25 protein-coding genes are annotated in these 24,969 nt (G+C 73.2%); 11 read left to right on the top strand and 14 right to left on the bottom strand.

The window, feature by feature from the left end; all coding sequences use genetic code 11:
* Window positions 1–116: 116 nt before the first annotated feature.
* The 7 genes from L3K22_RS04710 to L3K22_RS04740 form a co-directional block, all read right to left on the bottom strand.
* On the bottom strand, window positions 117–656 hold the full coding sequence (locus L3K22_RS04710; protein WP_263310378.1) for a pilus assembly protein TadG-related protein: 540 nt from the start codon (window positions 654–656) through the stop codon (window positions 117–119).
* Entirely contained in the window at window positions 653–1,129 is a 477-nt protein-coding gene (locus tag L3K22_RS04715; RefSeq protein WP_263310379.1) for a TadE/TadG family type IV pilus assembly protein, read from the bottom strand. Before L3K22_RS04715 ends, L3K22_RS04710 begins: the two co-directional genes overlap by 4 nt.
* Window positions 1,126–1,617, bottom strand: coding sequence for a TadE/TadG family type IV pilus assembly protein (locus L3K22_RS04720; protein WP_263310380.1), 492 nt, complete (start codon window positions 1,615–1,617; stop codon window positions 1,126–1,128). Before L3K22_RS04720 ends, L3K22_RS04715 begins: the two co-directional genes overlap by 4 nt.
* Before the next feature lie 31 nt (window positions 1,618–1,648).
* On the bottom strand, window positions 1,649–1,918 hold the full coding sequence (locus L3K22_RS04725; RefSeq protein ID WP_263310381.1) for a hypothetical protein: 270 nt from the start codon (window positions 1,916–1,918) through the stop codon (window positions 1,649–1,651).
* A gap of 167 nt (window positions 1,919–2,085) precedes the next feature.
* On the bottom strand, window positions 2,086–3,024 hold the full coding sequence (locus L3K22_RS04730; protein ID WP_263310382.1) for a type II secretion system F family protein: 939 nt from the start codon (window positions 3,022–3,024) through the stop codon (window positions 2,086–2,088).
* On the bottom strand, window positions 3,021–3,893 hold the full coding sequence (locus L3K22_RS04735; RefSeq protein ID WP_263310383.1) for a type II secretion system F family protein: 873 nt from the start codon (window positions 3,891–3,893) through the stop codon (window positions 3,021–3,023). The genes L3K22_RS04730 and L3K22_RS04735 overlap by 4 nt, the downstream gene beginning before the upstream one ends.
* Window positions 3,890–5,116: a TadA family conjugal transfer-associated ATPase gene (locus L3K22_RS04740; RefSeq protein WP_263310384.1), complete on the bottom strand. Its 1,227-nt coding sequence runs from the start codon at window positions 5,114–5,116 to the stop codon at window positions 3,890–3,892. Before L3K22_RS04740 ends, L3K22_RS04735 begins: the two co-directional genes overlap by 4 nt.
* A 155-nt stretch (window positions 5,117–5,271) precedes the next feature.
* Here L3K22_RS04740 and L3K22_RS04745 point away from each other — a divergent pair, with 155 nt between their 5' ends.
* The 6 genes from L3K22_RS04745 to L3K22_RS04770 all read left to right on the top strand — a co-directional run bounded on the left by L3K22_RS04745 (window position 5,272) and on the right by L3K22_RS04770 (window position 12,931).
* The gene (locus L3K22_RS04745; RefSeq protein ID WP_263310385.1) at window positions 5,272–6,477 is read left to right on the top strand and encodes a YihY/virulence factor BrkB family protein; all 1,206 of its coding nucleotides are present in this window, start codon (window positions 5,272–5,274) and stop codon (window positions 6,475–6,477) included.
* Between the two features lies 1 nt (window position 6,478).
* Window positions 6,479–7,225 (top strand): SOS response-associated peptidase, encoded by a 747-nt coding sequence (locus L3K22_RS04750; RefSeq protein WP_263310386.1) that lies wholly within the window; start codon window positions 6,479–6,481, stop codon window positions 7,223–7,225.
* 130 nt (window positions 7,226–7,355) lie between these two features.
* Window positions 7,356–8,726: a sensor histidine kinase gene (locus L3K22_RS04755; protein WP_263310387.1), complete on the top strand. Its 1,371-nt coding sequence runs from the start codon at window positions 7,356–7,358 to the stop codon at window positions 8,724–8,726.
* Complete coding sequence (locus tag L3K22_RS04760) at window positions 8,723–9,412, top strand: response regulator (RefSeq protein ID WP_263310388.1); 690 nt, start codon at window positions 8,723–8,725, stop codon at window positions 9,410–9,412. The genes L3K22_RS04755 and L3K22_RS04760 overlap by 4 nt, the downstream gene beginning before the upstream one ends.
* 211 nt (window positions 9,413–9,623) lie before the next feature.
* On the top strand, window positions 9,624–10,403 hold the full coding sequence (locus L3K22_RS04765) for an ABC transporter ATP-binding protein (protein ID WP_263310389.1): 780 nt from the start codon (window positions 9,624–9,626) through the stop codon (window positions 10,401–10,403).
* Window positions 10,403–12,931 (top strand): ABC transporter permease, encoded by a 2,529-nt coding sequence (locus tag L3K22_RS04770; RefSeq protein ID WP_263310390.1) that lies wholly within the window; start codon window positions 10,403–10,405, stop codon window positions 12,929–12,931. The genes L3K22_RS04765 and L3K22_RS04770 overlap by 1 nt, the downstream gene beginning before the upstream one ends.
* Before the next feature lie 206 nt (window positions 12,932–13,137).
* Here the strand turns inward: L3K22_RS04770 and L3K22_RS04775 are convergent, their stop codons facing one another.
* Window positions 13,138–13,557, bottom strand: a complete 420-nt coding sequence (locus tag L3K22_RS04775) for a hypothetical protein (protein ID WP_010549778.1) — start codon at window positions 13,555–13,557, stop codon at window positions 13,138–13,140.
* A gap of 340 nt (window positions 13,558–13,897) precedes the next feature.
* On the opposite strand from L3K22_RS04775, the gene L3K22_RS04780 reads away from it, so the two are divergent.
* Window positions 13,898–14,146 (top strand): WhiB family transcriptional regulator, encoded by a 249-nt coding sequence (locus tag L3K22_RS04780; protein WP_010549779.1) that lies wholly within the window; start codon window positions 13,898–13,900, stop codon window positions 14,144–14,146.
* 156 nt (window positions 14,147–14,302) lie between these two features.
* On the opposite strand, the gene L3K22_RS04785 is transcribed toward L3K22_RS04780, so the two are convergent.
* Window positions 14,303–15,814, bottom strand: coding sequence for a sensor histidine kinase (locus tag L3K22_RS04785; protein ID WP_263310391.1), 1,512 nt, complete (start codon window positions 15,812–15,814; stop codon window positions 14,303–14,305).
* Window positions 15,815–15,908: 94 nt separating this feature from the next.
* Between L3K22_RS04785 and L3K22_RS04790 the strand changes: the two genes are divergently transcribed.
* The gene (locus L3K22_RS04790; protein ID WP_263310392.1) at window positions 15,909–16,415 is read left to right on the top strand and encodes a DUF2505 domain-containing protein; all 507 of its coding nucleotides are present in this window, start codon (window positions 15,909–15,911) and stop codon (window positions 16,413–16,415) included.
* Between the two features lie 10 nt (window positions 16,416–16,425).
* Here L3K22_RS04790 and L3K22_RS04795 read toward each other — a convergent pair whose 3' ends face one another.
* From L3K22_RS04795 to L3K22_RS04805, 3 genes are read right to left on the bottom strand one after another with little or no spacing between them, the layout of a single operon-like run.
* Window positions 16,426–16,872, bottom strand: coding sequence for a DUF6912 family protein (locus L3K22_RS04795; protein ID WP_263310393.1), 447 nt, complete (start codon window positions 16,870–16,872; stop codon window positions 16,426–16,428).
* Window positions 16,873–16,884: 12 nt separating this feature from the next.
* Entirely contained in the window at window positions 16,885–18,159 is a 1,275-nt protein-coding gene (locus L3K22_RS04800; protein ID WP_263310394.1) for a CpaE/TadZ family protein, read from the bottom strand.
* Entirely contained in the window at window positions 18,156–18,797 is a 642-nt protein-coding gene (locus L3K22_RS04805) for an SAF domain-containing protein (protein ID WP_263310395.1), read from the bottom strand. The genes L3K22_RS04800 and L3K22_RS04805 overlap by 4 nt, the downstream gene beginning before the upstream one ends.
* A gap of 212 nt (window positions 18,798–19,009) precedes the next feature.
* Here L3K22_RS04805 and L3K22_RS04810 point away from each other — a divergent pair, with 212 nt between their 5' ends.
* Window positions 19,010–19,249, top strand: a complete 240-nt coding sequence (locus tag L3K22_RS04810) for a helix-turn-helix domain-containing protein (RefSeq protein ID WP_263310396.1) — start codon at window positions 19,010–19,012, stop codon at window positions 19,247–19,249.
* A gap of 113 nt (window positions 19,250–19,362) precedes the next feature.
* Here L3K22_RS04810 and L3K22_RS04815 read toward each other — a convergent pair whose 3' ends face one another.
* The gene (locus L3K22_RS04815) at window positions 19,363–19,908 is read right to left on the bottom strand and encodes a hypothetical protein (RefSeq protein ID WP_263310397.1); all 546 of its coding nucleotides are present in this window, start codon (window positions 19,906–19,908) and stop codon (window positions 19,363–19,365) included.
* A 411-nt stretch (window positions 19,909–20,319) separates the two neighbouring features.
* Between L3K22_RS04815 and L3K22_RS04820 the strand changes: the two genes are divergently transcribed.
* Window positions 20,320–21,378: a hypothetical protein gene (locus L3K22_RS04820; protein ID WP_263310398.1), complete on the top strand. Its 1,059-nt coding sequence runs from the start codon at window positions 20,320–20,322 to the stop codon at window positions 21,376–21,378.
* Window positions 21,375–21,776: an Rv3235 family protein gene (locus L3K22_RS04825; RefSeq protein ID WP_263310399.1), complete on the top strand. Its 402-nt coding sequence runs from the start codon at window positions 21,375–21,377 to the stop codon at window positions 21,774–21,776. The genes L3K22_RS04820 and L3K22_RS04825 overlap by 4 nt, the downstream gene beginning before the upstream one ends.
* Window positions 21,777–21,845: 69 nt before the next feature.
* On the opposite strand, the gene secA is transcribed toward L3K22_RS04825, so the two are convergent.
* Window positions 21,846–24,827 (bottom strand): preprotein translocase subunit SecA, encoded by a 2,982-nt coding sequence (secA, locus tag L3K22_RS04830; RefSeq protein WP_263310400.1) that lies wholly within the window; start codon window positions 24,825–24,827, stop codon window positions 21,846–21,848.
* Window positions 24,828–24,969: the final 142 nt, after the last annotated feature.

Consider the following 24,969-nt stretch of genomic DNA (forward strand, 5'->3'; position numbering starts at 1 on the left):
GAAGTGGTTGCTGCTCCCCTGCCCGCGACTCGGACTCCCGATGACCTGGGCGAGCCGACGGCATGGCCGGACCGGCGGCACGGTCGAGAGGCCGGTGCGGACCGGGCGGAGGCGGCTCACCGCGCCCGGGCCTCACCCAGCACGGTCAGCGGGATCGAGGTGCCGGTGCCGCGGGTGAACCAGCCGACCAGCGGCGGATTCGTGCGGGCGGCGAGGACCACGTGGGCCGTGCCATCGGCGTCGACCGTGACCTCCTGGATGTGGATGTCCTCGGTGCTGGTGGTGTCGTAGGGATAGGAGCGCAGGTGTTCCTCGGCGGCGTCGCGGGCGGAGCCGATGTGGATCGCGGGGCCGTCCCCGTCTGAGTAGATCCGGGCGGGATCCACGGCCTGGGAGGCGGCGAGGGCGGCACTGTCGGCGGCGTGCTGGAGGCCGTTGCGCTCCAGCTGCACCCCGGTGATCGAGGTGCCGACGGCGATCACCATGAGGATCACGACGAGCACCCCGGTGGTCAGGATCGTCATCGAGCCGCGCGCGTCCGCCCACCGCTCCCGCAGGGTCGCGACCGGCCGACCGACACCCGCGGCGAGCGGGGTGGCGACCGCGCGGAGCAGGAAGGGGCGGCGCCGCCGCTCCTGTGCAGTGCCCGGTCTCACAGGTCCGCCCGGTACTGGTCGACGGGCACCGCATGGGAGGCGCCCACCACGACGGGGCCGGTCTCCCCGAGGATCGGTCCCAGCCCCGGCACGGGGACGGGGATCCGCACCCGTGCGGTGACGACTCCTCCCGCGGTCGCGCAGGGGTCCTCGCTGCAGCTGAGCTCGACGACGTCGCCCGGCGGGAGGCCGTGGTCCTCGAGGACCAGCTCCATGTGGCGGGAGGCGCGGGCGGCGGCGCGGTCGGGGTCGGGCTCGGTCGCGTGGATGCGCGCGGCGTCGCGGGCGATCGTGTCGGCGGCGAAGGCGGCGGCCTGCACGTTGCCGAGGGTGAGCACGAGGTAGAGGGTCGGGATCAGCAGCGCCGCGGCCAGCACCACGAACTCGACCAGGGCGTTGCCCTGCTCGTCTTCGAGCCGGTGTCGGAGCCCGCCCGGAGCGGCGGGGAGCAGGAGGCGACGGAGCCCTCTCACCACGCCTCCTCGTCCACGGCCCTGCCCTCGACGCTCAGCGCGCCGGCGGGTCCGATCAGCCCGACGAGCGGGAGCGTCGCGTCGACCTGCACGCGGATGGTCCCGTCGTCCTCCTGCACGCCGGTGGCCTCGGCCTCGAGCCCTCGCCCGAAGCGCTCGTCGACGAGCTGCTGCGCCCGCTGGGCGCCGTCCTGCGGGGTCGATCCGGCGAGCGCGGCATGGTGCGCTCCCTGCACGGCGGCGTCGACGAGGGTGTTGCGGGTGTGGACGATGAGCGCCGCCTGGATGATCAGCAGCGCGATCATCACGATCAGCACCGCGACCATCGGGAACTCGGCCACGGCCGCCCCGTCGTCCTCCCGCAGCCGCGCCGCGAGATGCCGTTCCCCTCCGCGCCGACTCCTCGGCCGATCGCGGCAGGGCAGGTCGATCGCCTTCACCGCCGCGGGAGCGGGGGCGACGGGACGGGGCGGGGCCGGGCGGCGCATCAGCAGGACGGTTCGCGGTGAACGGACGTGGTCAGAGGCTGCCGCCGAGGAAGGGCGCCATCGCGTTCTCGAAGATCTGCACGATCTGGTCGGAGGCCACAGCCCAGAGCGCGACGACGATTCCTGCGGTCATGAGGGTGATCAGCACCCAGCCGGGGACGTCGCCCTGTTCGGAGGCCAGACGGGCCAGGAGGCGGCTGCGCAGCCCCGCGCGCTGCCGGGAGGGTCCCGCCGGGCCGGGCCGGGCGGGGCGGTGACGCGGGCGCGTGCGGGTGTGGAGTCGGGTGCGGTGGACGGTCATGTCGGCCTCCTCGGCGGGCGGGTCCGGGGCAGGGCCCGGGCGGGTGCGGATCGGAGCGGTCGGGGTCGGAGGGACGGAGGGCTGGGCGATGACGGACGGGGGCGGGGACCGCGACGATGTCGCCGTCGCGGGCGATGTCGGCATCGGGTTCGGGGTCGGGCGCGCGCTCACAGGGAGATCTCCAGCACTGAGAGGCCGGGGAAGATCGCGAAGAGGATCACCAACGGCAGCACGAAGAACACCACCGGGACGAGCATTGCTATTTCCCGCTGTCCGGCCATCTCCATGAGGTCGCGCTTGGCGTTCTCGCGGGCGTCCTGCGCCTGGGCGCGGAGCACCTCGGCGAGCGGTGTGCCCCGCTCGATCGCGATCGAGACGCCCTCGCCGAACCGGCTGAGGGACTCCAGCGGGGTGCGCGCCCCGAGCGAGGCGAGGGCCTGCGAGACGCTCGAGCCGGAGCGGATGTCGGCGATCGTCGCGGCGAACTCCTCGGGCAGCGCGCCCGTGGAGGTCCGGGCGACGCGCTCCATCGCGGCGATCGGGCTCTCGCCCGCGGCGACGGCGAGGGCGAGCAGGTCAGCGACCGTCGGGAACTCGCGCGCCATGCGGGAGGCGCGGCGCTTGATCTCGACTCCCAGCAGGTAGTCGCGCAAGAGCACGCCCAGCAGCGCGCCGAGAGCGACGATGAACAGCCCCAGTACCGCGCTCGCGTCCCGCAGCACGATCGCGGCGACGGCGAGGACGATCCCGAGCACGAGGCCGACGGCCCCGAAGACGACCTGCTCGATGCGGAAGGAGTCGGTGGAGGTGCGTCGGCCCGCCAGACGCAGTCGCCTCTCGAGCTGCTCGGCGCCGCCGGTGAGCCGTTCGAGCAGTCCCAGTCCGCGCGTCGCGACCGGGCCGAAGAGGTTCTCCACGACGGTGCGGGCACGGCTCCTGCTGGTCGGCGCCGCGAACAGGGAGGAGGTCCGCGAGCGGCGCAGGTACGGGTCGATGCGTCGGCCGAGGTCCCGGGGGCGCAGCCAGGGAAGCTGCGTGGCGAGCAGGTAGAGGCCGGTGCCGAGCATGAGGCCCAGCAGGATCCCGGCGAGCAGGGACATGCTCATCGCAGCACCCTCTCGTCCTGCGGCAGCTGCGCGATCATCAGCATCACCCGGTAGGCGATCAGGGAGACCACGCCGCCGATGACCACCAGGATCATCCCGGCCGCGGAGTCGTAGGCCTGCGCCGCCTCGGGACGGGTCGACATCAGCGCCAGCACGATCCAGGGCGCGACGAGCGCGAGTCGGGCGGCGTTCACGGTCCAGGACTGGCGGGCCTCGAGCTCGGCGCGGGTGCGGGAGTCCTCCCGCAGGAACGCCGAGAGGGTGCGCAGGAGCGAGCCGAGGTCCGTGCCGCCGACGTCCCGGGTGATCCGCAGCGCCTCCACGATCCGGTCGCCGACGGGATCGGCGAGGCGCACCTTGAGCCTGTCGAGGCAGGCGGCGAAGTCGCCGCTGGCCTGGTAGTCCAGGGCGAACTCGGAGAACGCGGGCCGCAGCTCCTCGGGTCCCTTCCGGCTCAGCTGCACGAGCGCCTCAGGCAGCGAGAGTCCGGCGCGGATGGCGGAGTTGATGTGGTCGACCGCCTCGGGCCACACCTCGCGCATCGCGGTGGTGCGACGTCGCGCCGCCGAGCGCAGCACGAGCACCGGCAGGACCGAGCACAGCAGTCCGATCGTCAGCGCGGGGACGAGCGCGCTGGAGATCGCCCACAGCGCGGCGGCGACCACGAGCCCCAGCCCGGCGCTGAGAGCCGGCACGGCAGCAGGAGGCACCGAGTCCAGCCCCACCTTGATCAGGTCGTCGCGAAGGCGCTCCATCCAGCGCGAGAGGCGGCCGGGTCGCGGCACCGCCCCTTCCTGCTCCCACAGCGACCACCAGATCGACAGCAGTCCGAGCCCGGCGACGAGGCCGAGGAACGCTCCGTCGGTCATGCCGCGCTCCTCCCCCCGAGCAGCTCGGCGAGGTCGTGGCCCGCCCGGGCGAAGCGCTCGGCGTGCGGAGGATGACCGTCGCCGCGGACCAGCCGGTCCCCGCGCAGGGAGAAGACGTCGGTCACCTCGATGACCTCCTCCTCGACCCGTCCGCTGAGGCCGACGATCTCGCGCACGCGCCGTCGCCCGTCGGGGAGGATGTCGAGGTGGACGACGAGGTCGATGGCGCTGGCGACGGTGGGGACGACGAAGCGGCTGGAGACGTTCTCCCCCGCCAGGAGCGGCAGCGTGCACAGCTTGGTGACGGCGTCCCGCGCAGAGTTGGCATGGATCGAAGCGAGGCCGGGCAATCCGCTGTTCAGAGCGATCAGCATGTCGAGCGACTCGGCCTCGCGCACCTCGCCGACGATGATGCGGCTGGGCCTCATGCGCAGAGCCTCCTTCACGAGGCGGCGCATCGAGATCTCGCCGGTCCCCTCGAGGTTCGCCTGGCGGGTCTGCATCGCGACCACGTCCCGCAGGGCGAGGTTCAGCTCGAAGACCTCCTCGATCGTCACGACCCGTTCGCGGGCGCCCATCGACTGGGCGAGGCAGCGCAGGAAGGTCGTCTTCCCCGCCCCGGTCGCGCCGCTCGTGATGACGTTCAGGCCGGAGGCGATCGCGGCGTCGAGGAAATCCGCGGCCTGCTGGCTGAGGGAGCCGAGGGCGACCATGCCCTGCAGGTCGTGCGCGCGGGCGACGAACTTGCGGATGTTGATCGCCCAGTGGGTGCGGGTGACCGAGGGGATGACGACGTGCAGGCGTGAGCCGTCCGGCAGCAGCGCGTCGACGAAGGGGCTGGACATGTCCAGGCGGCGTCCGCTGGAGACGAGCATCCGCTCGACGATCCCGCGGACCTCGTCGTCGGTCAGCACGATGGTGGTCAGCTCGCTGCGCCCGTTCCTCGCGACGAACACCTGGGAGGGCGAGTTCAGCCAGATCTCCTCCACGCCCGGGTCATCCAGCATCTCCTGCAGCGGGCCGAAGCCGCCGATCCTCGCGGCGACCTGCGCGACCATGGTGTCGTCGTCGTGCAGCACGGGCACCTCGCCCGAGGACGAACGACGGTCGTAGTCGGCGACGACCTCCCGGATCAGCGGCTCCAGCTGATCGGCGTGCACGTCCAGGCCACGGCGCCTGATCAGCTCCCGCGACTCGGCCTCGATGATGGTGGCGGCGTCCACAGGCTCCCCTGCCCTGCCCCTACCGCCCGGTCCCTCCGACCGGCGGCGATGTGACGCAGATCGCGGCACGCGAGCCACTCTAGGGCGGATCCGCCCTCGCCGCCCCCTGCCTCCAGGGAATGTGGACAACTCTCCCCGCCCGCTCCCATGGCAGGATGACAGCAGTCCGCGAGCAGACTCTCACCGAGGAGCTTCCCATGGCCGAGACCACCAGCACGGGCGAGGATGCCCCGAAGCTGTCCCGCCCCACCCTGAAGTACATGGCCAAGCGCGTGATCGCCGAGTTCACGCACGACGGCGGCACCGACCAGGCCGCGAAGCTCACCTACTTCATGGTCCTCTCCATCGCGCCGACGCTGCTGGCGCTGTTCTCGCTCGCGACCCTGCTGCTCGCCGGGATCAAGGACGAGATCGCTGACCTGCTGGTGAACCTCATCGGACAGGCTGCCGGCGGCAGTGACATGGAGATCGAGGGCCCGGTGCGCGACACCGTGAACTCCCTCCTCGGCTCCGCGACCGGAGGCACGATCGCCCTGATCATCGGTATCGGCACGGCCCTGTGGTCGGCGTCGGCCTATGTGAAGGCCTACGGACGGGTCGCCAACCAGATCTACGAGGTCCCCGAGGGCCGCGGCCCGATCCGCATGAACGGCACGATGCTGCTGCTGACCCTCGCGATGATCCTCGGGATCCTGCTGGTGATGGTCTCGGTACTGCTGAACGCGTCCCTCGTCGAGGGGCTGCTGGGCCCGATCGCCTCGAGCATCGGCGCCCAGGGCGTGCTCACCTTCCTGCTGGACTCCTTCCTGCCGATCTGGGCGTTCGCGAAGTGGCCCGTGATCCTCGTGATCGCCTTCGCGCTGATCTCGCTGCTGTACTGGGGCGCGCCGAACATCGACAAGCCCTTCCGCTTCATCTCCCCCGGCGGCGTCTTCGCGATCGTCGGCATCGCGGTCGCGGCGGTGGCGCTGTCGATCTACATGGGCACCGTCGCCGGCTACTCCAGCTACGGCGCGATCGGCGGCATCATGGCCGTGCTCTTCGCGCTGTGGATCATCAACATCGTGATCATCCTCGGCGCCGAGGTCGACGCCGAGTACGAGCGGGCCCGCGAGCTCGAGGCCGGCAAGCCCGCCGAAGACTCCCTGGCCCTGCCGATGCGGGAGAGCTCCGGGGCGGAGAAGGCCGAGGAGAAGCGGGAGGCGATCGTCGACGAGGGCCGCGACATCCGCCTGCGCAACCTCCACCACGACTCCGACGCCTACACCGGCGAGGACGCCCGCCTCACCCCGCGCCACGGCGTGCCCGTCGTCGACGACGAGACGGAGTCCGAGGGGAAGCCCTCCGGGAAGGACTCCTGAGATGTGCGGGCGCTTCGCCTTCTTCCAGGAGATCGATCCGCTGCTGGACGACCTGGGGGCCGTCGATCTCGCGGACCCACGCCTGCGCTCGCGCTGGAACATCCCGCCGACCGCCCCGATCCACGTGGTCACCGAGTCGATCGACAAGGAGACCGGTGAGGTGCTCCGCGCGCTGCGGGTCGCCCGCTGGGGTCTGCTGCCGCCCTTCGCGAAGGACGAGTCCTTCTCCTCGCGCACCTTCAACGCCCGCCGCGAGACCCTCGGCGAGAAGCCCAGCTTCCGCGGCAGCCTCGGCCGGTACCGGGCGATCGTCCCGATGGACGGCTACTACGAATGGGTGCGCGATGAGAAGGGCAAGCGCAAGCAGCCGTACTTCATCGCCCCGGCCGACGGCTCGCCGCTCTACATGGCGGCGCTGGTCTCCTGGTGGAAAGGGCCGGGCGGCCACGAGGGCCCGGCCGCGAGCGAGGACGGCGCCTTCCTGCTCTCGACCACGATCATCACCCGCGCGGCCACCGGCGATCTCGCAGGCATCCACGACCGCACCCCGGTGATGCTGCGCCGCGAGGAGGTCGACCCCTGGCTCGACACCGCGATGGACGACCGCCACGCCGCCCAGGAATGGATCCTCGACGACACGCACCTGCTCGACGACGCAACGCTCGCGGTGCGCGAGGTCGACCCGGCCGTCGGGAAGGTGGGCAACGACGGCCCCGAGCTGCTCGAAGGGCCGCAGCGCCTGCTGTGACCGCAGCGTCACGGGGCCAGGATCGCCCGGAGGCGAGAGCCGCACGTGTGACGGGTCCCGCAGGCACACGGCCCCTTCGTCCGACTGCGGTCTGACGCCGCGGCGCCGCCCCGCCCGTACTCTCGTGGACATGACCACCGGCCGCTCCCCCGACGCTCCCGCGGGACCGCACAGCGCCGGTTCGGCCTCGCAGCGCGGCCGGACTGGCCGCGGCGTCCGCGACCCGTTCCGCTGGATCATCGAGAACCCCGGCACCGTCGACCTGATCGGCTTCGGGACGGCCGCTGCGCTCATGCTGCTCTTCGGTCTCGGCGCCGGGGCCATCGGCTGGTGGGTGCTGTTCTCGGTCCCGATGGTGCTCGCGGGGGCGGTCTGCCGCACCCGCCCCCTGCTGGGAGTGATCGTGATCGGCGTGCTCGCCGTCTCCCACGTGCTGGTCGGCATCCCCGTCGTCGCGGGCGACGCGATGACCTTCTATGCGATGTTCTGCGCCGTCGCCTACGGCAGCACGGCCGTGCACCTGATCGGCGTGGCCGCCGGGATGCTCGGGGTGCTCGTCCAGGCGAGCTGGTTCGGGATCGTCGCGCTGTTCGGCGAGTACGGCGGCGTCGGCCAGGCGGCGATCACCTTCGTGGGCCTGGGCATCATCGGCACCATCACGATCATCGCGATCTGGGCCCTCGCCAACCTGCAGCGGGCCCGCGTGCGTCAGCTCGCCCTGACCCGCGACCGGGCCGAGCAGGCGGTGCGCGAGCGGGAGCAGCGCACCGCGCTCGCCGTCGCCGACGAGCGCGCCCGCATCGCCCGCGAGATGCACGACGTCGTCGCCCACTCCCTCTCCGTGATCATCGCGCAGGCCGACGGCGGTCGCTTCGTCGCCTCCCAGAAGCCGGAGAAGGCCGTGGAGGTGCTCGGCACGATCGGTGAGACCGGCCGCGCCGCGCTCGCGGACATGCGCTCCCTGCTGGGCGTGCTGCGCCAGCAGGACGAGACCAGCTTCGGTCCGCAGCCAGGCCCCGAGCAGCTGCCCGAGCTGCTCGAGCGCGTCCGCGCCGCGGGCCTCGAGGTCGACCTCGAGTCCGAGGGCTCCCTCGACCAGCTCCCCTCGTCGGTCGGCATGTCCGTGTTCCGCCTGGTGCAGGAGGCGCTGACCAACGTGCTCAAGCACGCCGGGCCCGGCGCGAGCGCCTCCGTGCGCCTGGTCCGAGGCGCCGAGGGCCTCGTCATCGAGGTCGTCGACGACGGCCAGGGCACCGATCCGACGTCCGACGGCCTCGGCCACGGCTTGACCGGGATGCGGGAGCGGATGAGCGTGCTCGGCGGGACGCTGCAGGCCGGGCCGCTGCCCTCCCGGGGCTACCGTGTGCGGGCGACCGTGCCGCTGCCCGCCGACCACGGCAGCCCCGCCGAGGCCGACGGCCCCGCCTCCCCCTACACCACCACCGACCCCGGCACGTCCCCCGGCCCCGCGGCCGACGACCTTCGAGGAGAGACCCCATGACCGAGACCGCCGACCGCCCCCTGCGCGTCGCGCTGGTGGACGACCAGCCGCTGGTGCGCACCGGCTTCGCCATGGTCATCGACTCCCAGGACGACATGGAGGTCGTGCTGCAGGCGACGGACGGCGCCGAGGCCGTGCGCGAGCTGTCCGCCCGCAGCGTCGACGTGGTGCTGATGGACGTGCGGATGCCGAGGATGGACGGGATCGAGGCGACCTCGACGCTGCTGGAGCGGCTGCCCGTCGAGCGGGCCCCGAAGATCATCGTGCTGACCACCTTCGACCTCGACGAGTACGTGGTCGCCGCGATCCGCGCCGGGGCCAGCGGCTTCCTGCTCAAGGACGCCCAGCCCGAGGACCTCCTCGGCGCGATCCGCACGGTCCACCGCGGCGATGCGGTGATCGCCCCGTCGGCCACCCGCCGGCTCCTGGAGCGGGTGGTCTCCACCCCCGAGCCCGCCGAGCAGGACACCTCCGTGCTCGAGGACCTCACCGAGCGCGAGCGCGAGGTGCTCACCCTGATGGGACGGGGCCGCTCGAACCGCGAGATCGGCGCACAGCTGTTCGTCGCCGAGGCGACGGTGAAGACCCATGTGGGGCGGGTCCTCGCAAAGCTCGGCGCCCGCGACCGGGTCCAGGCCGTGATCATCGCCTTCGAGACCGGGCTGGTCACCCCCGGCGAGCAGTGAGCCGCAGGCATCGCCGGGCCCCGGCTCGCGGTGCCCTCCCTCGCGCGCCGCACGGCCGGCGGTCGCGGCCGCGTCATCCCTGGGTATGACGGCCTCCCCTCCCTCGGTCTCCCCCGGTCCGCGAGGCCGCGACCGGGGGCTGACGACCGCAGGGCCCGCGCTCGGGAAGCATCGGGATCGACATCATGACCCCGTCGCGAAGGACTTCCCGATGACCACCGCCGCCCAGGCCGCTCCCCCGCCCTCCGCCGACACCTCCGGTGACCCCGTCGCGCTGCGCGCCCGCGCCGTGACCCGCACCTACGGCAGCGGCGCCGGGACCGTCACGGCGCTGGACGCCGTGGACCTCGACATCGCCCGCGGCGCCTTCACCGCGATCATGGGCCCCTCCGGCTCGGGCAAGTCGACGCTGCTGCACGTGCTCGCGGGCCTCGACGAGGTCACCTCCGGCTCGATCGAGCTCGAGGGCACCGAGATCACCTCGCTGCGCGACGACGCCCTGACCCGCCTGCGCCGCGAGCGGATCGGCTTCGTGTTCCAGTCGTTCAACCTGCTGCCGATGCTGACCGCGGAGCAGAACATCCTGCTCCCCCTCGAGCTCGCCGGGACCCGCGTGGACCGCGCCTGGCTGGACACCCTCACCTCCGCCTTCGGCATCGCGGACCGGCTCGACCACCTGCCCTCCCAGCTCTCCGGCGGACAGATCCAGCGCGTGGCGATCTCCCGTGCGCTGGTCACCTCCCCGGCCGTGGTCTTCGCCGACGAGCCGACCGGCAACCTCGACTCCCGCACCACCGAGGAGGTGCTGGACTTCCTGCGCCTCTCGGTGGACGAGTTCGGCCAGACCGTCGTGATGGTAACCCACGAGCGCGACGCCGCCGCGCGCGCCGGCCGGATCCTCACCCTCGCCGACGGCCGGATCGCCTCCGACGAGGACCTGCGCGCGACGCGGACCGCGCGCACCGCGCCTCAGGGGCAGGAGCAGCGCTGATGGCCCGCTCCACCGTGAAGCTGACCCCGGTGCGCCGCCCCCTCGCGGCGGTCGTCACCATCGCCCTGTCCTGCGCCTTCGTCGCGATCATGGTGCTGGCCGGGAACCTGATGCAGGCCTCCCTGCGCTCCCAGGCCTCCCAGATGTACGAGGGCGCGGACCTGGAGATCCAGCGCCAGCTGTCCGACGAGGACTGGGCCTCCGAGGAGCCGCTTCCGGCCCCCGAGGTCGAGGGCGCCGAGGCCGTGTGGCCCGCGCCCCGCAGCTATCTCGAGGCGAGCTCGACCACCGGCAGCGGCTTCTTCGAGGCCACGATGCTCCCGCCCGACCAGGAGGACGCCCTCGAGGAGGGCTCCGCCGCCGGCACCGAGTCCGAGATCGTGCTCTCCCGCTCCGCCGCCGACGACCTCGAGGCGGGGGTCGGAGACCCGATCACCGTGCAGGGCTCCGGCCCGGCCACGGGCGAGGACCCCGCGCAGGAGGCGGAGCGGACGCTCACCGTCTCCGGCATCGCCGCCGACCCCGCCGGCGCCGTCTTCGGCGGCACCCCGCGCCTGATGCTCCAGGACGTCAACGCCGCCGCCCTGCTCGGACCGACCGCCGGGACGACCACCGACACCTGGCTCGCCACGGTCCCCGACGGCGAGGACCCCGCCGCGGTGGCCGAGGCCGCCTCGGCCTCCGCCGCCGAGGGCATCACCGTGCGCGGCGTCGAGGAGGCCGAGGAGGAGGCCGCCGGCGACTTCATGCAGGGCTTCGGAGCGCTCGGGATGATCCTCGGCGTGTTCGTGGTGATCGCGCTGTTCACCAGTGCCGTCGTCATCGCGAACACCTTCGCGGTCACGCTCGCGCAGCGCACCCGCTCCCTCGCACTGCTGCGCACCCTCGGCGCGACCCGCGCCCAGGTCCGCTCCGTGGTGCTGCGCGAGTCGCTGCTGGTCGGGCTGCTCGGCGCGGCGGTCGGCGTGGTCGCCGGGCACCTGCTGGTCCAGGCCGCGCTCGCGGGCGCCGCCGGGCTCGGCTGGCTGAACGGCGTCGCCCCGGTGCCGGTGAGCCTGTGGTCGGTGCTGCTTCCGCTGCTGGCGGGCGTCGCGATCACCGTGCTCGCGAGCCTCGCCCCGATGCGCTCCGCCACCCGGGTCGCGCCGCTGCAGGCGCTGCGCCCGCAGCCGCCCGCCGTCGCCCGCGGGCTCGGGGTGCGCGGCGTGCTGGGCCTGGTGGCCGTGGTGCTCGGCGTGGCCGCGCTCGTCGGCGGCACCGCGCTGGCCCTGAACGGGGTCGCCGCCCTCGGCATCCTCGCCGCGATCGGCGGAGGCGTGCTGAGCTTCACCGGCGTGATGCTCGTTCTCGTGACGCTCACCCGGCCCCTCGCGGCCCTCGCCGCCCGTCTCGGGGCGCTGCTGGGCGGGCTGCCCGCCCGGATCGCCGGGGCGAACGTGGCCCGCAATCCGCGCCGCAGCGCGGCGACGATCGCGGCCCTCCTGATCGGCACCACGCTCATGACGATGATGACCGTCGGCGCCCGCACTGCGGAGGCGACCCTGACCTCGGAGCTCGACTCCCGTCGGCCGATCGACCTGGTCCTCTCCGCGGAGGCGATGCCCGAGGACGCCGCCGAGCAGGTCGCCGCGATCGAGGGCATGGATGCCGCCCACGCCGGGGAGCGCGGGGACGTCGAGGTCGGCGCCGGCGAGCCGATGACCCTGTACTCCGCGACCCCCGAGACGGTGCGGGAGGTCTCCCACCGTCCCGAGATGGCCGACGAGCTCGCCGACGGCACGGTGCTGCTCGGCCAGGAGCGGGCCGAGCGGTTCGGTGTCCACGACGGCCAGGTCCTCTCCCTCGAGGGGGCCGACGGTCAGAGCCACGACCTGCGCGTCCAGGTGGACGCGAACCTGCAGATGTCGCTGGTGACCCCGGCGACGCTCGAGCAGCTCCTCGGGGAGGGGACCACCCCGGTCGTGCTCGCTGACTTCGCCGATCCCGGCACCGCCGAGCGCGAGGGGATCGACGTGTTCGAGCTGATCTCCTCGGTCGACGAGCTCTCCGCCTCCGAGGGCTTCGAGGGGGCGAGCAGCGATCCCGGCGGCGCCGAGCGGGAGTCCTACGCGCAGATCCTCGATGTGCTGCTGGGCATCACCGTGGCGCTGCTCGCGGTCGCCGTGGTCGTCGCCCTGGTCGGGGTCGCCAACACGCTCAGCCTCGGCGTGGTCGAGCGCACCGGGGAGAACGCGCTGCTGCGCGCCCTGGGCACGACGCGCCGGCAGATGCGGGCGATGCTCGGCTGGGAGGGCGTGCTGCTCGCCGCGGTCGGCGCCGTGCTGGGGCTGCTGATCGGCTCCCTCTACGGCGTGCTCGGGATCATCGCACTGCTGGGCTCGACCTACCCGGTCTCGATCACGATCCCCTGGGACCGCCTCGTGATCGTGCTGGTGCTGGCCCTCGCCGCCGGGGCGCTGGCCTCGGTCCTGCCGGGCCGCGCCGCCGCGCGCACCGCCCCGGCCGCCGCCCTCGCCTCCGCGGAATGAGGCGCTGAGGGCACACACGGCCGACGGCGCGGGCACGCGCTCAGCGCCGCGGGGCCCGTCGGACGACCGCCGTCCGACGGGCCCCGACCGCTGTCGGAGGCGGATCCGCCCGCACAGCGCGGTCGACGGGCACGAGTCGGCTGCTTCCCGGATGGGCCCGCGCGCCCCGGACGAGGAGCGGCGGAGCGGGAGCGGCCCGGCGGCACTCAGTCCAGGCGCGAGGGCAGCGGCGTGGAGCGCACCAGCCGCGCGAGCACCACGAAGGTCGCGATCGCGAGGACCAGCGCGATCACGCCCTGCCAGACCATGCCGGAGCTGATCATGCTGGCCCCCACCAGAGCCTGGAACATCTGCCAGGTGATCCCGAAGCCGATCCCGAACCGGCCCTTGGCCAGCACGGAGCGGGCGGCGAGGGCGGTGCCCGCGGCGAACAGCAGCAGGAAGATCCCCAGCCCCACCCCGAGTCGGGCCGTCATCCCGCCGCCGGAGGCCGCCACGAAGCAGAACGTGGCCGCGGCCGCCAGCACGAGCGTCTCGACGCCGAGCAGCAGCGCGGCCCGCGGGCGGGTGCGCGGACCGGGGTCCTCGGCGTCGGCGGGACGGGTGCTGTCGGGCGCGGTGGGCATGGGGGCACTGTATCCGCCGCGGCCCCTGTGCGATCTCGAGCGCCCGTGACATCTCGATCGCCTGGTGGCAACGGCTTCGTGCCCGGCATCACCTCCCGATCGGGACTTCTCGCGACGGTGTGGGAAGTGCCACCAGGCCCGGCGGTCCAGGCTCTTGTCGAGGTCGTCAGGAGCCGCAGAGAATGGAGAACGGCTCGTCCCGCCGAGGCCGTCCGGTGCACAGCGCACCCGGCCGAGCGTCGACGGCCGCAGAACCCGAGAACGCCCCACAGGGAGCGACCCTCGCCGCGTCTCGCCCCTGCGGGGGCAGGGCGCGACGTCCTGGAAAGAGAGAGTGACGATGGACTGGCGCCACCGTGCCGAGTGCCTCAACCATGATCCCGAGCTGTTCTTCCCGATCGGGAACACCGGACCGGCGATCACGCAGATCCAGGAGGCGAAGGCGGTGTGCCAGAAGTGCGACGTCATGACGGCGTGCCTCAAGTTCGCCCTCGAGTCCGGTCAGGACTCGGGCGTTTGGGGCGGCCTGTCCGAGGACGAGCGCCGCTCCCTCAAGCGCCGCAACGCGCGCGCCCGCCGCGCCAGCTGACCCCTCGCCTGCGGCGCGCCTCCTCAGCGTCGCAGGCCGCCCCCGGGGCCGTGCCGCGAGTAGCTCTTGGGGCTGCGCCGCGGGCCACCGCCGCGGCAGTGCCGTCGGCCTCCCCCGGGGTCCTCGCCGAGCACCCCGGGGCTCCGTCCCTCCCCCTCAGATCGTGAGCGGGTCGAGGTAGACGTCCACGATCGCGCGGGTCCCGCCCTCGCCTCGGTCCTCCCAGGTGAGCGTGCCGCCGAGCTGCCCCTGCACCAGCGTGAGGGCGATGTTCGTGCCGAGGCCGGTCGGCTTCGCCGCTCCCATGCCGTTGCCGTCGTCCTCGATGCAGATCACGAGGTGGGAGCCCGTCCGCTCGCTGCGGATCGTGAGCGTCCCGCCGGTCTCGGAGAGCCCGTGCTCGACCGCGTTGGTCGCCAGCTCGGTCACCACCAGGGCGAGCGGCGTCGCCTCCTCGGCGCGGATCGTGCCGACCCGTCCGATCTTCTCGGTGCGCACCTCGACCTGCCCGTCGGTCAGGCGCGGGCTGCCCGCCCGGTGCACGGTCGCGCTCGCCGCGTCGACGGCGAGGCGCAGGCACCGGTCGATCACCTCGTCGAAGTGGACCGCCTCCTCCGAGCCCTGCAGCAGCGACTCGTGGACGAGCGCGATCGTCGAGACGCGCCGCATCGCCTCGGCGAGCGCCTCCCTCGCCTCGTCGGTCTTCATCCGCCGCGACTGCATCCGCAGCAGCGCCGCGACGGTCTGGAGGTTGTTCTTCACCCGGTGGTGGACCTCGCGGATCGTCGCGTCCTTGGTGATCAGCTCCCGCTCCCGGCGCCGCAGCTCGGTCACGTCGCGCACCAGGATCACGGCGCCGGTGCGCTTGCCGGCATCGGTCAGCGGCACGGCCCGCAGGGACAGGGTGCCGCCTCGGGCCTGCATGTCCGAGCGCCAGGCCGCCCGCCCCATCAGCACCAGCGGCAGCGACTCGTCCACGGGGCTGCGGGACTGCAGCACCTCGGTGGACAGCTCCGCGAGGGTGGTCCCGGTCATGTCGCCGGCGATCCCGAAGCGGTGGAAGGCGGAGCGGGCGTTCGGGGAGGTCCACCGCACCACTCCCGCCTCGTCGAGCTCGACGACGCCGTCGCCCACGCGGGGCGCGCCGCGGCGGGGCGGGATCGGTGCCCCCTCGATGGGGAACGCGCCGTGCTGGAGCATCGTCAGCAGGCGCGCGCCGAGCCGGCGCTGATGGGTCTCGTTGTCGCTCGGGTCGTTGTCGGACTCGGGCGCCTCGGCGGCGAGGACGGCCAGGGTGCGGCCGTTCTTGCGGACCGGGACCATCACGCCGGTGGCGCTGCGGCCCTCGCGCTCGATCCGGGTGGGCTCCTCGGAGGGCTCGCCCCCGGCGAGCAGCCGGGCGATCTCGGCGCCCTCGGCATCCTCCGCGCCGTCGACCCCGACGGTGCGCACGGTCCCGACGGGGTCCTCGTAGTAGACGGTCGATCCGGTTGCCGGGCGGCAGTGCGCGACGGCGAGCGGGCCGTCGTCCTCCGCCAGCCACAGCACCAGGTCGGAGCGCAGCAGATCGGACAGGAGGTTCCAGTCCCCGACAAGGTGCTGGAGCCAGTCCGCCTCCTTCTCGGTGAGGGCACGGTTGTCGGCGAGGAACTTGGACAGGCTGGGCATGGGCCCAGGATATGCGTCGGCCCGGGCGCGAGCGCGAATCGCCCGCCCGGCCTGCTCTAGGCTGACGCGGACATCTCCCGAGGGAAGGACCCCGATGAAGCTGCGCGAGACCCTGCACCTGCCCCTTCCGGCCCGTTCGGCCGCCGCGATGTACGCCGACCCCGAGTACGCGGCGATCCGTCGGGAGACGCTCGGCGCGAACGAGGCGTCCTCGCACGTCGAGGGCGATCCCGCCGGGGCGTTCACGGTCACCACCGAGCTGGTGATGCCCACGGACCGTGTCCCGGACATCGTCCGCCCCTTCGTGGGCGCCTCCGTGACGGTGAAGGAGGTCCAGTCCTGGTCCGGTCCCGAGCCCGACGGCTCGCGCACCGGCACGATGCGCCTGGACGTGGTGGGGACCCCTGCCGGCCTGACGGGGGCGCTGCGCCTCGCGGCCCTGGACCAGGGCCGCAGCGACGTCGAGATCGACGGGGACCTGGTGGCGAAGGTTCCGCTGCTGGGGTCGAAGATCGAGAGGGCCGCCGTGCCGTACGTGTCCACGGTGCTGCGGGCCGAGGAGCGCTCCGCCGCGGCCTACCGGGACCGCTCGGGCGACTGAGGCAGGGCGTTCAGCCGGCGGCCTCGGCCCCGTCGAGATAGGAGAGGGCCTCGCGCGCCTCGACGACGTCGAACCACAGCAGGGCGGGGTCGGTGTCGTCGGCCTCGGCCGCGGCGGCGTCGAGCTCGGTGACGTGGAAGCTCGCGATCCGCGCCGAGGCGGGGGTGCCCAGGAGGACGCCGAAGGCACCGCCGTCGTCGGCGTCGCCGATCGCCGCATCCGGCACGTCCAGGGCGATCACCATGGCGCGCTGCGTCGGGGATCCGGCGCCGTAGGCGACGTGGACGGCGTCCTGCAGCGCCTCGTACTCGAGGTCCTCGAGATCCTCGCCGGGGAAGTCCCTCTCGGCCGACGCGGTGACGGCCCAGGCCGCACGTCCCGCCGGGAGCTCGAGGCGAGTGCTCGCGAGCTCGAGGGAGGCACGATCCGTTGCGGTCAGCGGCAGGTAGATCCTCATGCCGTCATCCTCTCACCGGCGGGCACGCTCGAGCACGCGCTCCCTCCATCCGCGCGCCGGTGCCGGGGATGCTCCCGCCTCCGGCTCTCCGCCCGCTCCGTCGTCCTCGGCGGCGGGGACGAGCATCGAGGCGGCGATGTCGCGCAGCCCGCGGCGCAGGGGCGAGCGGGGCGCGGACTCGCTGAGCAGCGCGCCGTCCCACACGGCAGTGCGGCAGGCGACGGGGTCGTCGGGCAGCAGGTGCAGGGAGTCGACCTGCATGCGGGAGGCGATCAGGTCGCGCAGCCGGTCGCCGGGGACCGGCGCACCGACCCGGTTGACGATGACGTGCAGCTCCTGCACGCCGAGCTCCTCGAGGCGGCTGTGGTCCCGCAGCAGCCGAGTGATGCTCACGGGATCGGCACCGACCACGGCGATCACGGCATCGGCGGCCTCGAGCGTGCTGAGGGCGGCGGAGTTCCGCTGCGGCGCGGCGGTGTCGTAGCTGAGCTCCTCGTCCTCCTCCAGCACGGGGCCTATGTCGGCGATGACGGTCTCGCCGCGGCGACGCAGCGCGTTCCACACCCCGTCCATCGCCCCGCGCCGCAGCTCCGCCCACCGGCCGGGCACGCCGATGCCGGAGAGCAGGCGCAGGTGGGGCTGCACGACGGGCAGGAGCGCGTCGAGGGTCTCCTCGGTGAGGGAATCGCGGTCGTGCGCGCGGGCGGCTGCGACCAGCCCGGGCGCCTCGTCGAGCACGCCGAGGAGCTGGCTCAGGGAGGGGCCGTAGGTGTCGGCGTCCACGAGCACCGTGCCGTGCCCGGCCAGGGCGGTCTCCGCGGCGAGGTTCGCCGCGATCGTCGAGCGCCCCGGGGCGCCGGTCGGCCCCCACACGGCGACCAGGCGTCCCGCCTCCTGCGCCGGCTCCGCGGCCGCTTCCTGCACCCAGTCGTCGTGCTCCTCCTCGCCGGAGACCGCGGCGGTGACCGTGGCGAGGATCTCGTCGATCGGGGCATCGGAGCTCAGCACGTAGCGCAGGCCCACGGCGGTGGCCTCGGACTCCTCGCGGGAGCGCAGCCCGATCACCGCGGCGCCGCGGAGCATCGTCGCGACGGCGTCGCGACTGAGCCCTCGCACGGAGAGGTCCACGAGGACCACGTCCCCTATGCCCGCGGAGACGACCGCGAGGGTCTCGGTGAGATCCGCGCAGCGGCGCACGACGCGCGCGGGGCGGGAGCGGTCCATCGCGAGGTCGTGGACGATGCGGACCTCGTCGCTGCCCGAGGCGCACAGGACGATGTCGATCACGGCGTGACCCCGTGGGCGCCGGGCACCCCGATCACGTCGAGGCGCTCGTCCTGGGAGAGGACCTCGAGCACCGAGGCGAGGTCGTCGGCCGGCACGAGGACCTCCACCGACATCGAGCGCATTCCCAGCGAGCTCCCCTCGTCGATGCGGCGCACCACGGCGTCGGGCACGAGCAGCTCGGCCTCGCCGGTGCCGCCGTCGTCGACCGACGGCGAGGTGTGCCACAGCTCGACGGAGGAGCCCGGCACCACGGACTCGGCGACCGTCGCCTCCACCGGGATCACCACGGGTCGCAGCGGCACGTCCTGGCTCTGCCCCACCGCGGAGACGGGGACCAGCTCCCCCGCCTGGACGGTCTGCGTGGCGACCGCGCCCTCCGGGATCGCCTCGAGGGTCCCGACGTACTGCTCGCGGTGGTCACCGAGCCGGAGCTCGACGGTGGCGAGGTCGGCGCTCTCCAGCGGATCGCCCGGCACGATCGGACCGCGCGCCACGAGCACGGACGTCGTGGCGGAGAGCCGCGAGACGAGCAGCGCCCCCATCAGCACGCTCGCCAGCACGAGCACGATCCCGACGATCAGCCGAGGATCCTTCCATCTCGGCGCGCGCAGCCTCATCACCGGTGCAGTGGCCCCCACAGCTGTCCTCCGTCCCCCTCGTCCGTCCCCTGGTTCTCGGCACGCTCGCGGCGCGCCTTCCGGGAGATTACGGCAGTCAGGGTCTCGATGGGGGCGGTCCGCCCCGACTGTGGACAACCGGCCCGGCGCGTTCGTCCACACCTCCCGCCGCCTGCCGGCTCGGGGATGAGAGACTGGGCCGACCCGCTCGTCCCGGACCGGAAGGATCGTCGATGCCGCCACGCTTCGTCCCGCTCTCCGATGTCGCGGAGACGCTGTCGATCTCGGCCTCGCAGGCGTACGCCCTCGTGCGCTCCGGCGAGCTGCGCGCGATCAAGGTGGGCGGCCGAGGCCAGTGGCGGGTCGAGGTCACCGAGCTCGAGTCCTACATCGAGCGGAGCTACCGGCGCACGGAGGCGCTGCTCGAGGAGGAGCGCGCACTCGAGCGCGACGCATCCGAGGGCCGCTCCTGACCGTCCGGGCAGTGGCCGACGACCGCTCCTGAGCCGGCTCAGCACGTTCCCCGGCCGTCAGGGCCCTCCCGTGCCGCACCCGTCCGCCCGGGCCGGCGCCGCACCGGTTCCCCTCAGCGCGGCAGCACCGCGAGCAGGGACGACATGGTCACCGTGAGCCGGGCGGAGCCGGGCACACTGCTGGACTCCCCCGTCGGCAGCGACAGCACGTCCAGCGCATCCGCGCCGACACCGGCGATCCTGCCGAGCACGGTGCCCGCGGTCGTCTCCAGGCGCACGACGCTGCGGTCCCGTGCGATCTCGCGCAGCACCGACCCCAGCCCCAGCGGCGAGCGCAGCGACTCCTCCGCCGGCCGGGCCCGCGAGGAGAGGCCCTCCACGATGCCGATCGCGGCGAGCGGCACGACGGCGCGCTGAGCGGTGCGGGTCTCGCGCAGCGAGACCCACTCGGCGCCGACCTCCTCCACGGCCCCCGCCAGGCGCAGCCCCGATCCGACGTGCAGGGTGAGCTCGCGCCGGCCCGCACCGCGGAGCCGGTCGGCCAGGGTCAGCTGGGCGCGCTCGGCACGCGCGAGATCCTCGGAGACGGCCCGCAGCTCCTCCTGCTCGTGGTGCTCGAACCGTCCCTCGAGGTCCTCGAAGATCCTCTCGAAGCGCATGGGCCCACTGTAGGGCGCGCCGAGCGACGGCCGGGCCCGGACGGCACATCGGGGACGAGGACGCGTCCGGGCGGGGACGCGGACCAGCCCGCCGGGACCGGGATCGTCCCACCGGGACCGGGGCGCGTCCTCCGGGAGGGGCGACCTCCCCTCCACAGCCGGCCCGGATCAACACCGTCACCTCGAACAGTTGCGGCCTGCATCACATCGGGCTACCTTTCCCCATGTGCGATTCAGTCGCATCAAACTGCATCAAACGACATCATCGGGATGAACGGCGAGCGGGGAGACCGACGCCGCGGAGCATGAGGCGAGGGGAAGGCCATGGGGGACCGGGGACGGGAGCAGGCAGCACAGGGAGCGGGGGCCTCGTCGCTGGGCGCCGTCGCCGCCGCCGGAGGTGCGGTCGCGATGACCCAGGCGGCGAGGACGCTCGGGAGCGCCGCTGGCAGCGCTCACGGCGAGGAGCAGCTGATCGGCTGGGTGCTCGTGGGGCTGGCCGGCGCGGGGGCACTGCTGTGCCTGTACCTCGCGCTGATCTGGGGGCTCGCCGCCGCGATCCTCCTGGCCGGCCCCGCGGGGCGGACCGGCCGCATGCTGCTGCCGGCCCTGCGGGTGCTGGCCCCGCGCCTCGCCCGTCGCGTGAGCATGGGCGCCGCGGTCGCCACCGCCACCACCGGGCTGGTGCTCGGTCCGGCGCTGGCCAGCGAGCAGCTCCAGCTCGAGGAGAGCGCCCCGGCCACGTCCCAGACCTCGCAGGAGCTCCCCGGTGACGAGCCGGCCACGCCGGGGCCCGAGGCGCCCCAGGAACCCGGCGCCGGGGAGCCCCTCCCCTCCCTCGGCTGGGGCGAGGATCCTGCGACCGCCGCCGGGGAGCCGGCGACGAGCCCCGCCCCCGACGGGGAGGGCGACGAGTCGCCGACGACCGCGCCCGGGCAGCCCTCCGACGAGGGCACGCCGCAGGAGACGGGAGCCGAGGGGACCGAAGCGCCCGAGCGGGCGCAGGAGTCGCCGCGCTCGAAGAGCCCCGCCGACGAGGCATCCCCGGACAGCTCCGAGACCCCCGACGGGGCAGGTTCCCCGGACGGCTCGGAGGCATCGGACACCCCGGTGGACCCGGTGCAGGACTCCCCCGAGGAGCCGCCCGCCGCCGGCTCGACCCGGTCGGCGACCGGGAGCACTCAGCCGTCCGCGGGCGACGACGAGGCCGCGGGCACGGGCACGGACGAGGCCGCGGGCGATGCCGACGCACCGCCGCCGAGGACCGTGGTCGTCCAGAAGGGCGACACGCTGTGGTCGCTGACCGACGACGTGCTCGGCCCCGGACCGGAGGATCCCGCGCTGCTGGCGGAGGCCTGGCCCCTGCTGCACGAGCAGAACCGTGACGTGATCGGCGCGGATCCCGATCTGCTGGTCCCCGGCCAGGTGCTCACCGTGCCGGCCTCCCTCGACGAGGAGGCCCGGTCATGAGCACCACCGATCAGCGCCCCGCCGACGCCGCCCTCCGGGCCGCTTCCCGAGCACCCGAGGATCCTCTGATCGTGGAGCAGATGGTCGCACCGGTGGCGCGCCGAGCCGTCGAGATCATCCGGGACATGCGGCCGACGAACGCGCTGTCGCGGCTGGTCACGCCCGAGATCGCGCAGGTCCTGTCGCGTCGGGCGGCGCTGACCCGCCGTCTGCGGGCCTCGACGGGATACGCCCCGCCCCGGCAGCTGCAGGTCACGGGCGTGCGCACCTGCGTGGTCAACGAGCGCACGGTCGAGGCCAGCTGCGTGCTTCGCGAGCCGGACCGTGCCCGCTTCCTCGCCATGCGCTGGGAGCTGCGGCACTCCGGATGGAGGGTGACCGTCCTCGAGATCGGCTGAGACCCGAGATCGGAGGAGAAGAGCCCCGGGCCACGTGGCCCGGGGCTCTTCCGTACGACGTCGGCGCGATCAGCCCTTGCGGCGGCGGCCCGAGCGGCGCTGCGCCCGGTTCAGGCCGTCGCCCTGCGGAGCGCCCTCGGGCTTGTCCGAGACCGTGTTCGCAGCGGTCCCGTCCTCGCCGCGCGCACGGCGACGGCGCTGAGCGCGGGTGAGCGTGCCGGAATCCTGGACGTCGCTGCCCTCGGCGGAGCTGTAGCGCAGCTGGCGCTCGTTCGGCCCGTCATCGAGCCCCTTGGCGCGCAGCACCACGGAGCTCTCCGCCTTCAGCTGGTCCCCGGCCTCCGCGCCGTCCGCCTCGGCGGAGGCAGTGGCCTCGGAGCCGGCGTGCTCGGAGGCGGTCGCCTCGGCGTCCGCGTCCTTCTGCCCCGTCGCCGCCGACGCAGGCTCCGCCCCGGCCTTCGCGCCGGCACCGGCATCGGCGGCGGCCGCGGCCTTGGCGCCGGTCCGGCGCAGCAGGTCCGAGACGGCCTGGGGGACGACGGGCTTGGCCTTCTCGACCTGGACCTCGAGGTTGTAGACGTAGCCGACCACGTCCTCCTTCACCCCGGCCATCATGTCGTTGAACATGAGGTGGCCCTCGCGCTCGTACTCGATGAGCGGGTCGCGCTGGGCCATGGCGCGCAGTCCGATGCCCTCCTTGAGGTAGTCCATCTCGTAGAGGTGCTCGCGCCAGCGGCGGTCCATCACCGACAGCAGCACCCGGCGCTGGAGCTGGTGCATCCCCTCCTCGCCGAGCTCCTCCTCGCGCTTCTCATAGGCGACCTTCGCATCGGCGAGGATCTCCTGCTTGAGCTCGCTCGCCTCGAGGTTCTCCTTGCCGCCCACCTCGTCGATGACGTCCTGCGGGGTGAGGGAGACGGGATAGGCCGCACGCAGCGCGCCCCACAGCTCCTCGAGGTCGACGTCCTCGCCGGGCTTGCCGGCGGTGTGCGCGTCGACGGTGCCGCCGATGACCTCCTCGATGAAGCGCTCGATGTGCGCATCGAGCTCCTCGCCCTCGAGGATGCGCGCACGCTCCTCGTAGAACTTCTTGCGCTGCTTGGTCAGGACGTCGTCGTACTTCAGGACGTTCTTGCGGATCTCGGCGTTGCGGGACTCGATCGAGTTCTGCGCGCGCTGGATCGCACCGGAGACCATCCGCCCCGTCAGCGGGATCGACTCGTCCACCCCGCCGCGGGCGAGCAGCGACTCGGCGGCGCCCGAGTTGAACAGGCGCATCAGGTCGTCCTGGAGCGAGAGATAGAAGCGGGACTCCCCCGGGTCGCCCTGTCGGCCGGAGCGGCCGCGCAGCTGGTTGTCGATGCGGCGCGACTCGTGCCGCTCGGTGCCCAGCACGTACAGGCCGCCGAGCTCGACGACCTCGTCGTGCTGCTCGGCGACGGCCTGCTTCGCGCGCTCGATCTCCTCGTCCCAGGCGGCCTCGTATGCCTCCGGGTCCTCCTCGGCGTCCAGGCCGCGCTTCTCGAGCTCGGCATGCGCCATGAACTCGACGTTGCCGCCGAGCATGATGTCGGTGCCGCGGCCGGCCATATTGGTCGCGACGGTGACCGCGCCCTTGGCGCCGGCCATCGCGACGATCGCCGCCTCGCCGGCGTGGTTCTTGGCGTTGAGCACCTCGTGGGCGACGCCCTGGGCGTTCAGCAGCTTCGAGAGGTACTCGGACTTCTCCACGCTGGTGGTGCCCACCAGGACCGGCTGGCCCTTCTCGTGCCGCTCGACGATGTCCTCGACGACCGCGTCGAACTTCGCCTTCTCGGTGCGGTAGATGCGGTCGGCCTGGTCCACGCGCTGCATCGGGCGGTGCGTGGGGATCGGGACCACCCCGAGCTTGTAGGTGTTCATGAACTCGGCGGCCTCGGTCTCGGCCGTGCCGGTCATCCCCGAGAGCTTCTCGTAGAGCTTGAAGTAGTTCTGGAGGGTGATCGTGGCGAGGGTCTGGTTCTCCGCCTTGATCTTCACCCCCTCCTTCGCCTCGATGGCCTGGTGCATGCCCTCGTTGTATCGGCGGCCGGCGAGGATGCGTCCGGTGTGCTCGTCGACGATCATCACCTCGCCGTTGAGGACCACATAGTCCTTGTCGCGCTTGAACAGCTCCTTGGCCTTGATGGCGTTGTTCAGGAAGCCGATCAGCGGGGTGTTCAGCGACTCGTAGAGGTTGTCGATGCCGAGGTGGTCCTCGACCTCGTCGATCCCCGACTCGAGCACGCCGACGGTGCGCTTCTTCTCGTCGACCTCGTAGTCGCGGTCGCGGCGCAGGTGGGTGACGACCTTCGCGAACTCGCTGAACCACTTGTTCGCGTCCCCGGAGCCGGGGCCGGAGATGATCAGCGGGGTGCGGGCCTCGTCGATGAGGATCGAGTCGACCTCGTCGACGATCGCGAAGAAGTGGCCGCGCTGGACCCGCTCCTCCGGGGAGAGGGTCATGTTGTCGCGCAGGTAGTCGAAGCCGAACTCGTTGTTCGTGCCGTAAGTGATGTCGGCGGCGTACTGCTCGCGGCGCTCCGCCGGGGTCATCCCGGACTTGATCACGCCGGTGGTCAGGCCCAGGGTGCGGAAGACGCGGCCCATCAGGTCGCTCTGGTAGCCGGCGAGGTAGTCGTTGACCGTCACGACGTGCACGCCCTTGCCGGCGAGCGCGTTGAGGTAGGCGGGGAGGGTCGCGACGAGGGTCTTGCCCTCACCGGTCTTCATCTCGGCGATGCGGCCGCGGTGCAGGGCGGCGCCGCCCATGATCTGCACGTCGTAGGGGCGCTGGCCGAGGGTGCGGTGCGCGGCCTCGCGCACGGCCGCGAACGCCTCGACCTGGATGTCGTCGAGGCTCTCGCCGTCCTCGAGGCGCTGCTTGAAGTGGTCGGTCTCGGCGCGCAGCTCGTCATCGCTGAGCTCCGAGAAGACGTCCTCCGCCTCGCCCACGCGCTTCGCGATGGATTCGAGCCTGCGGACCTCCCGGCCTTCGCCGGCGCGCAGGATCTTGTCGAAGAGGTTGGCCACTCGTGTGCTCCCGTGGATGGTGGGGACGTTCCCATGGACGGCTGATGCCCGACCCATCGTAAGCGTCGTCGCCCATGGAGGAGAGCACCTGCGGGTCTCCTCACGCACCCGGGCGGGGTCGGGCGGGCCGCGGCGCGGGACC

The organism is Brachybacterium atlanticum, assembly GCF_025669985.1.
Lineage (GTDB): Bacteria > Actinomycetota > Actinomycetes > Actinomycetales > Dermabacteraceae > Brachybacterium > Brachybacterium conglomeratum.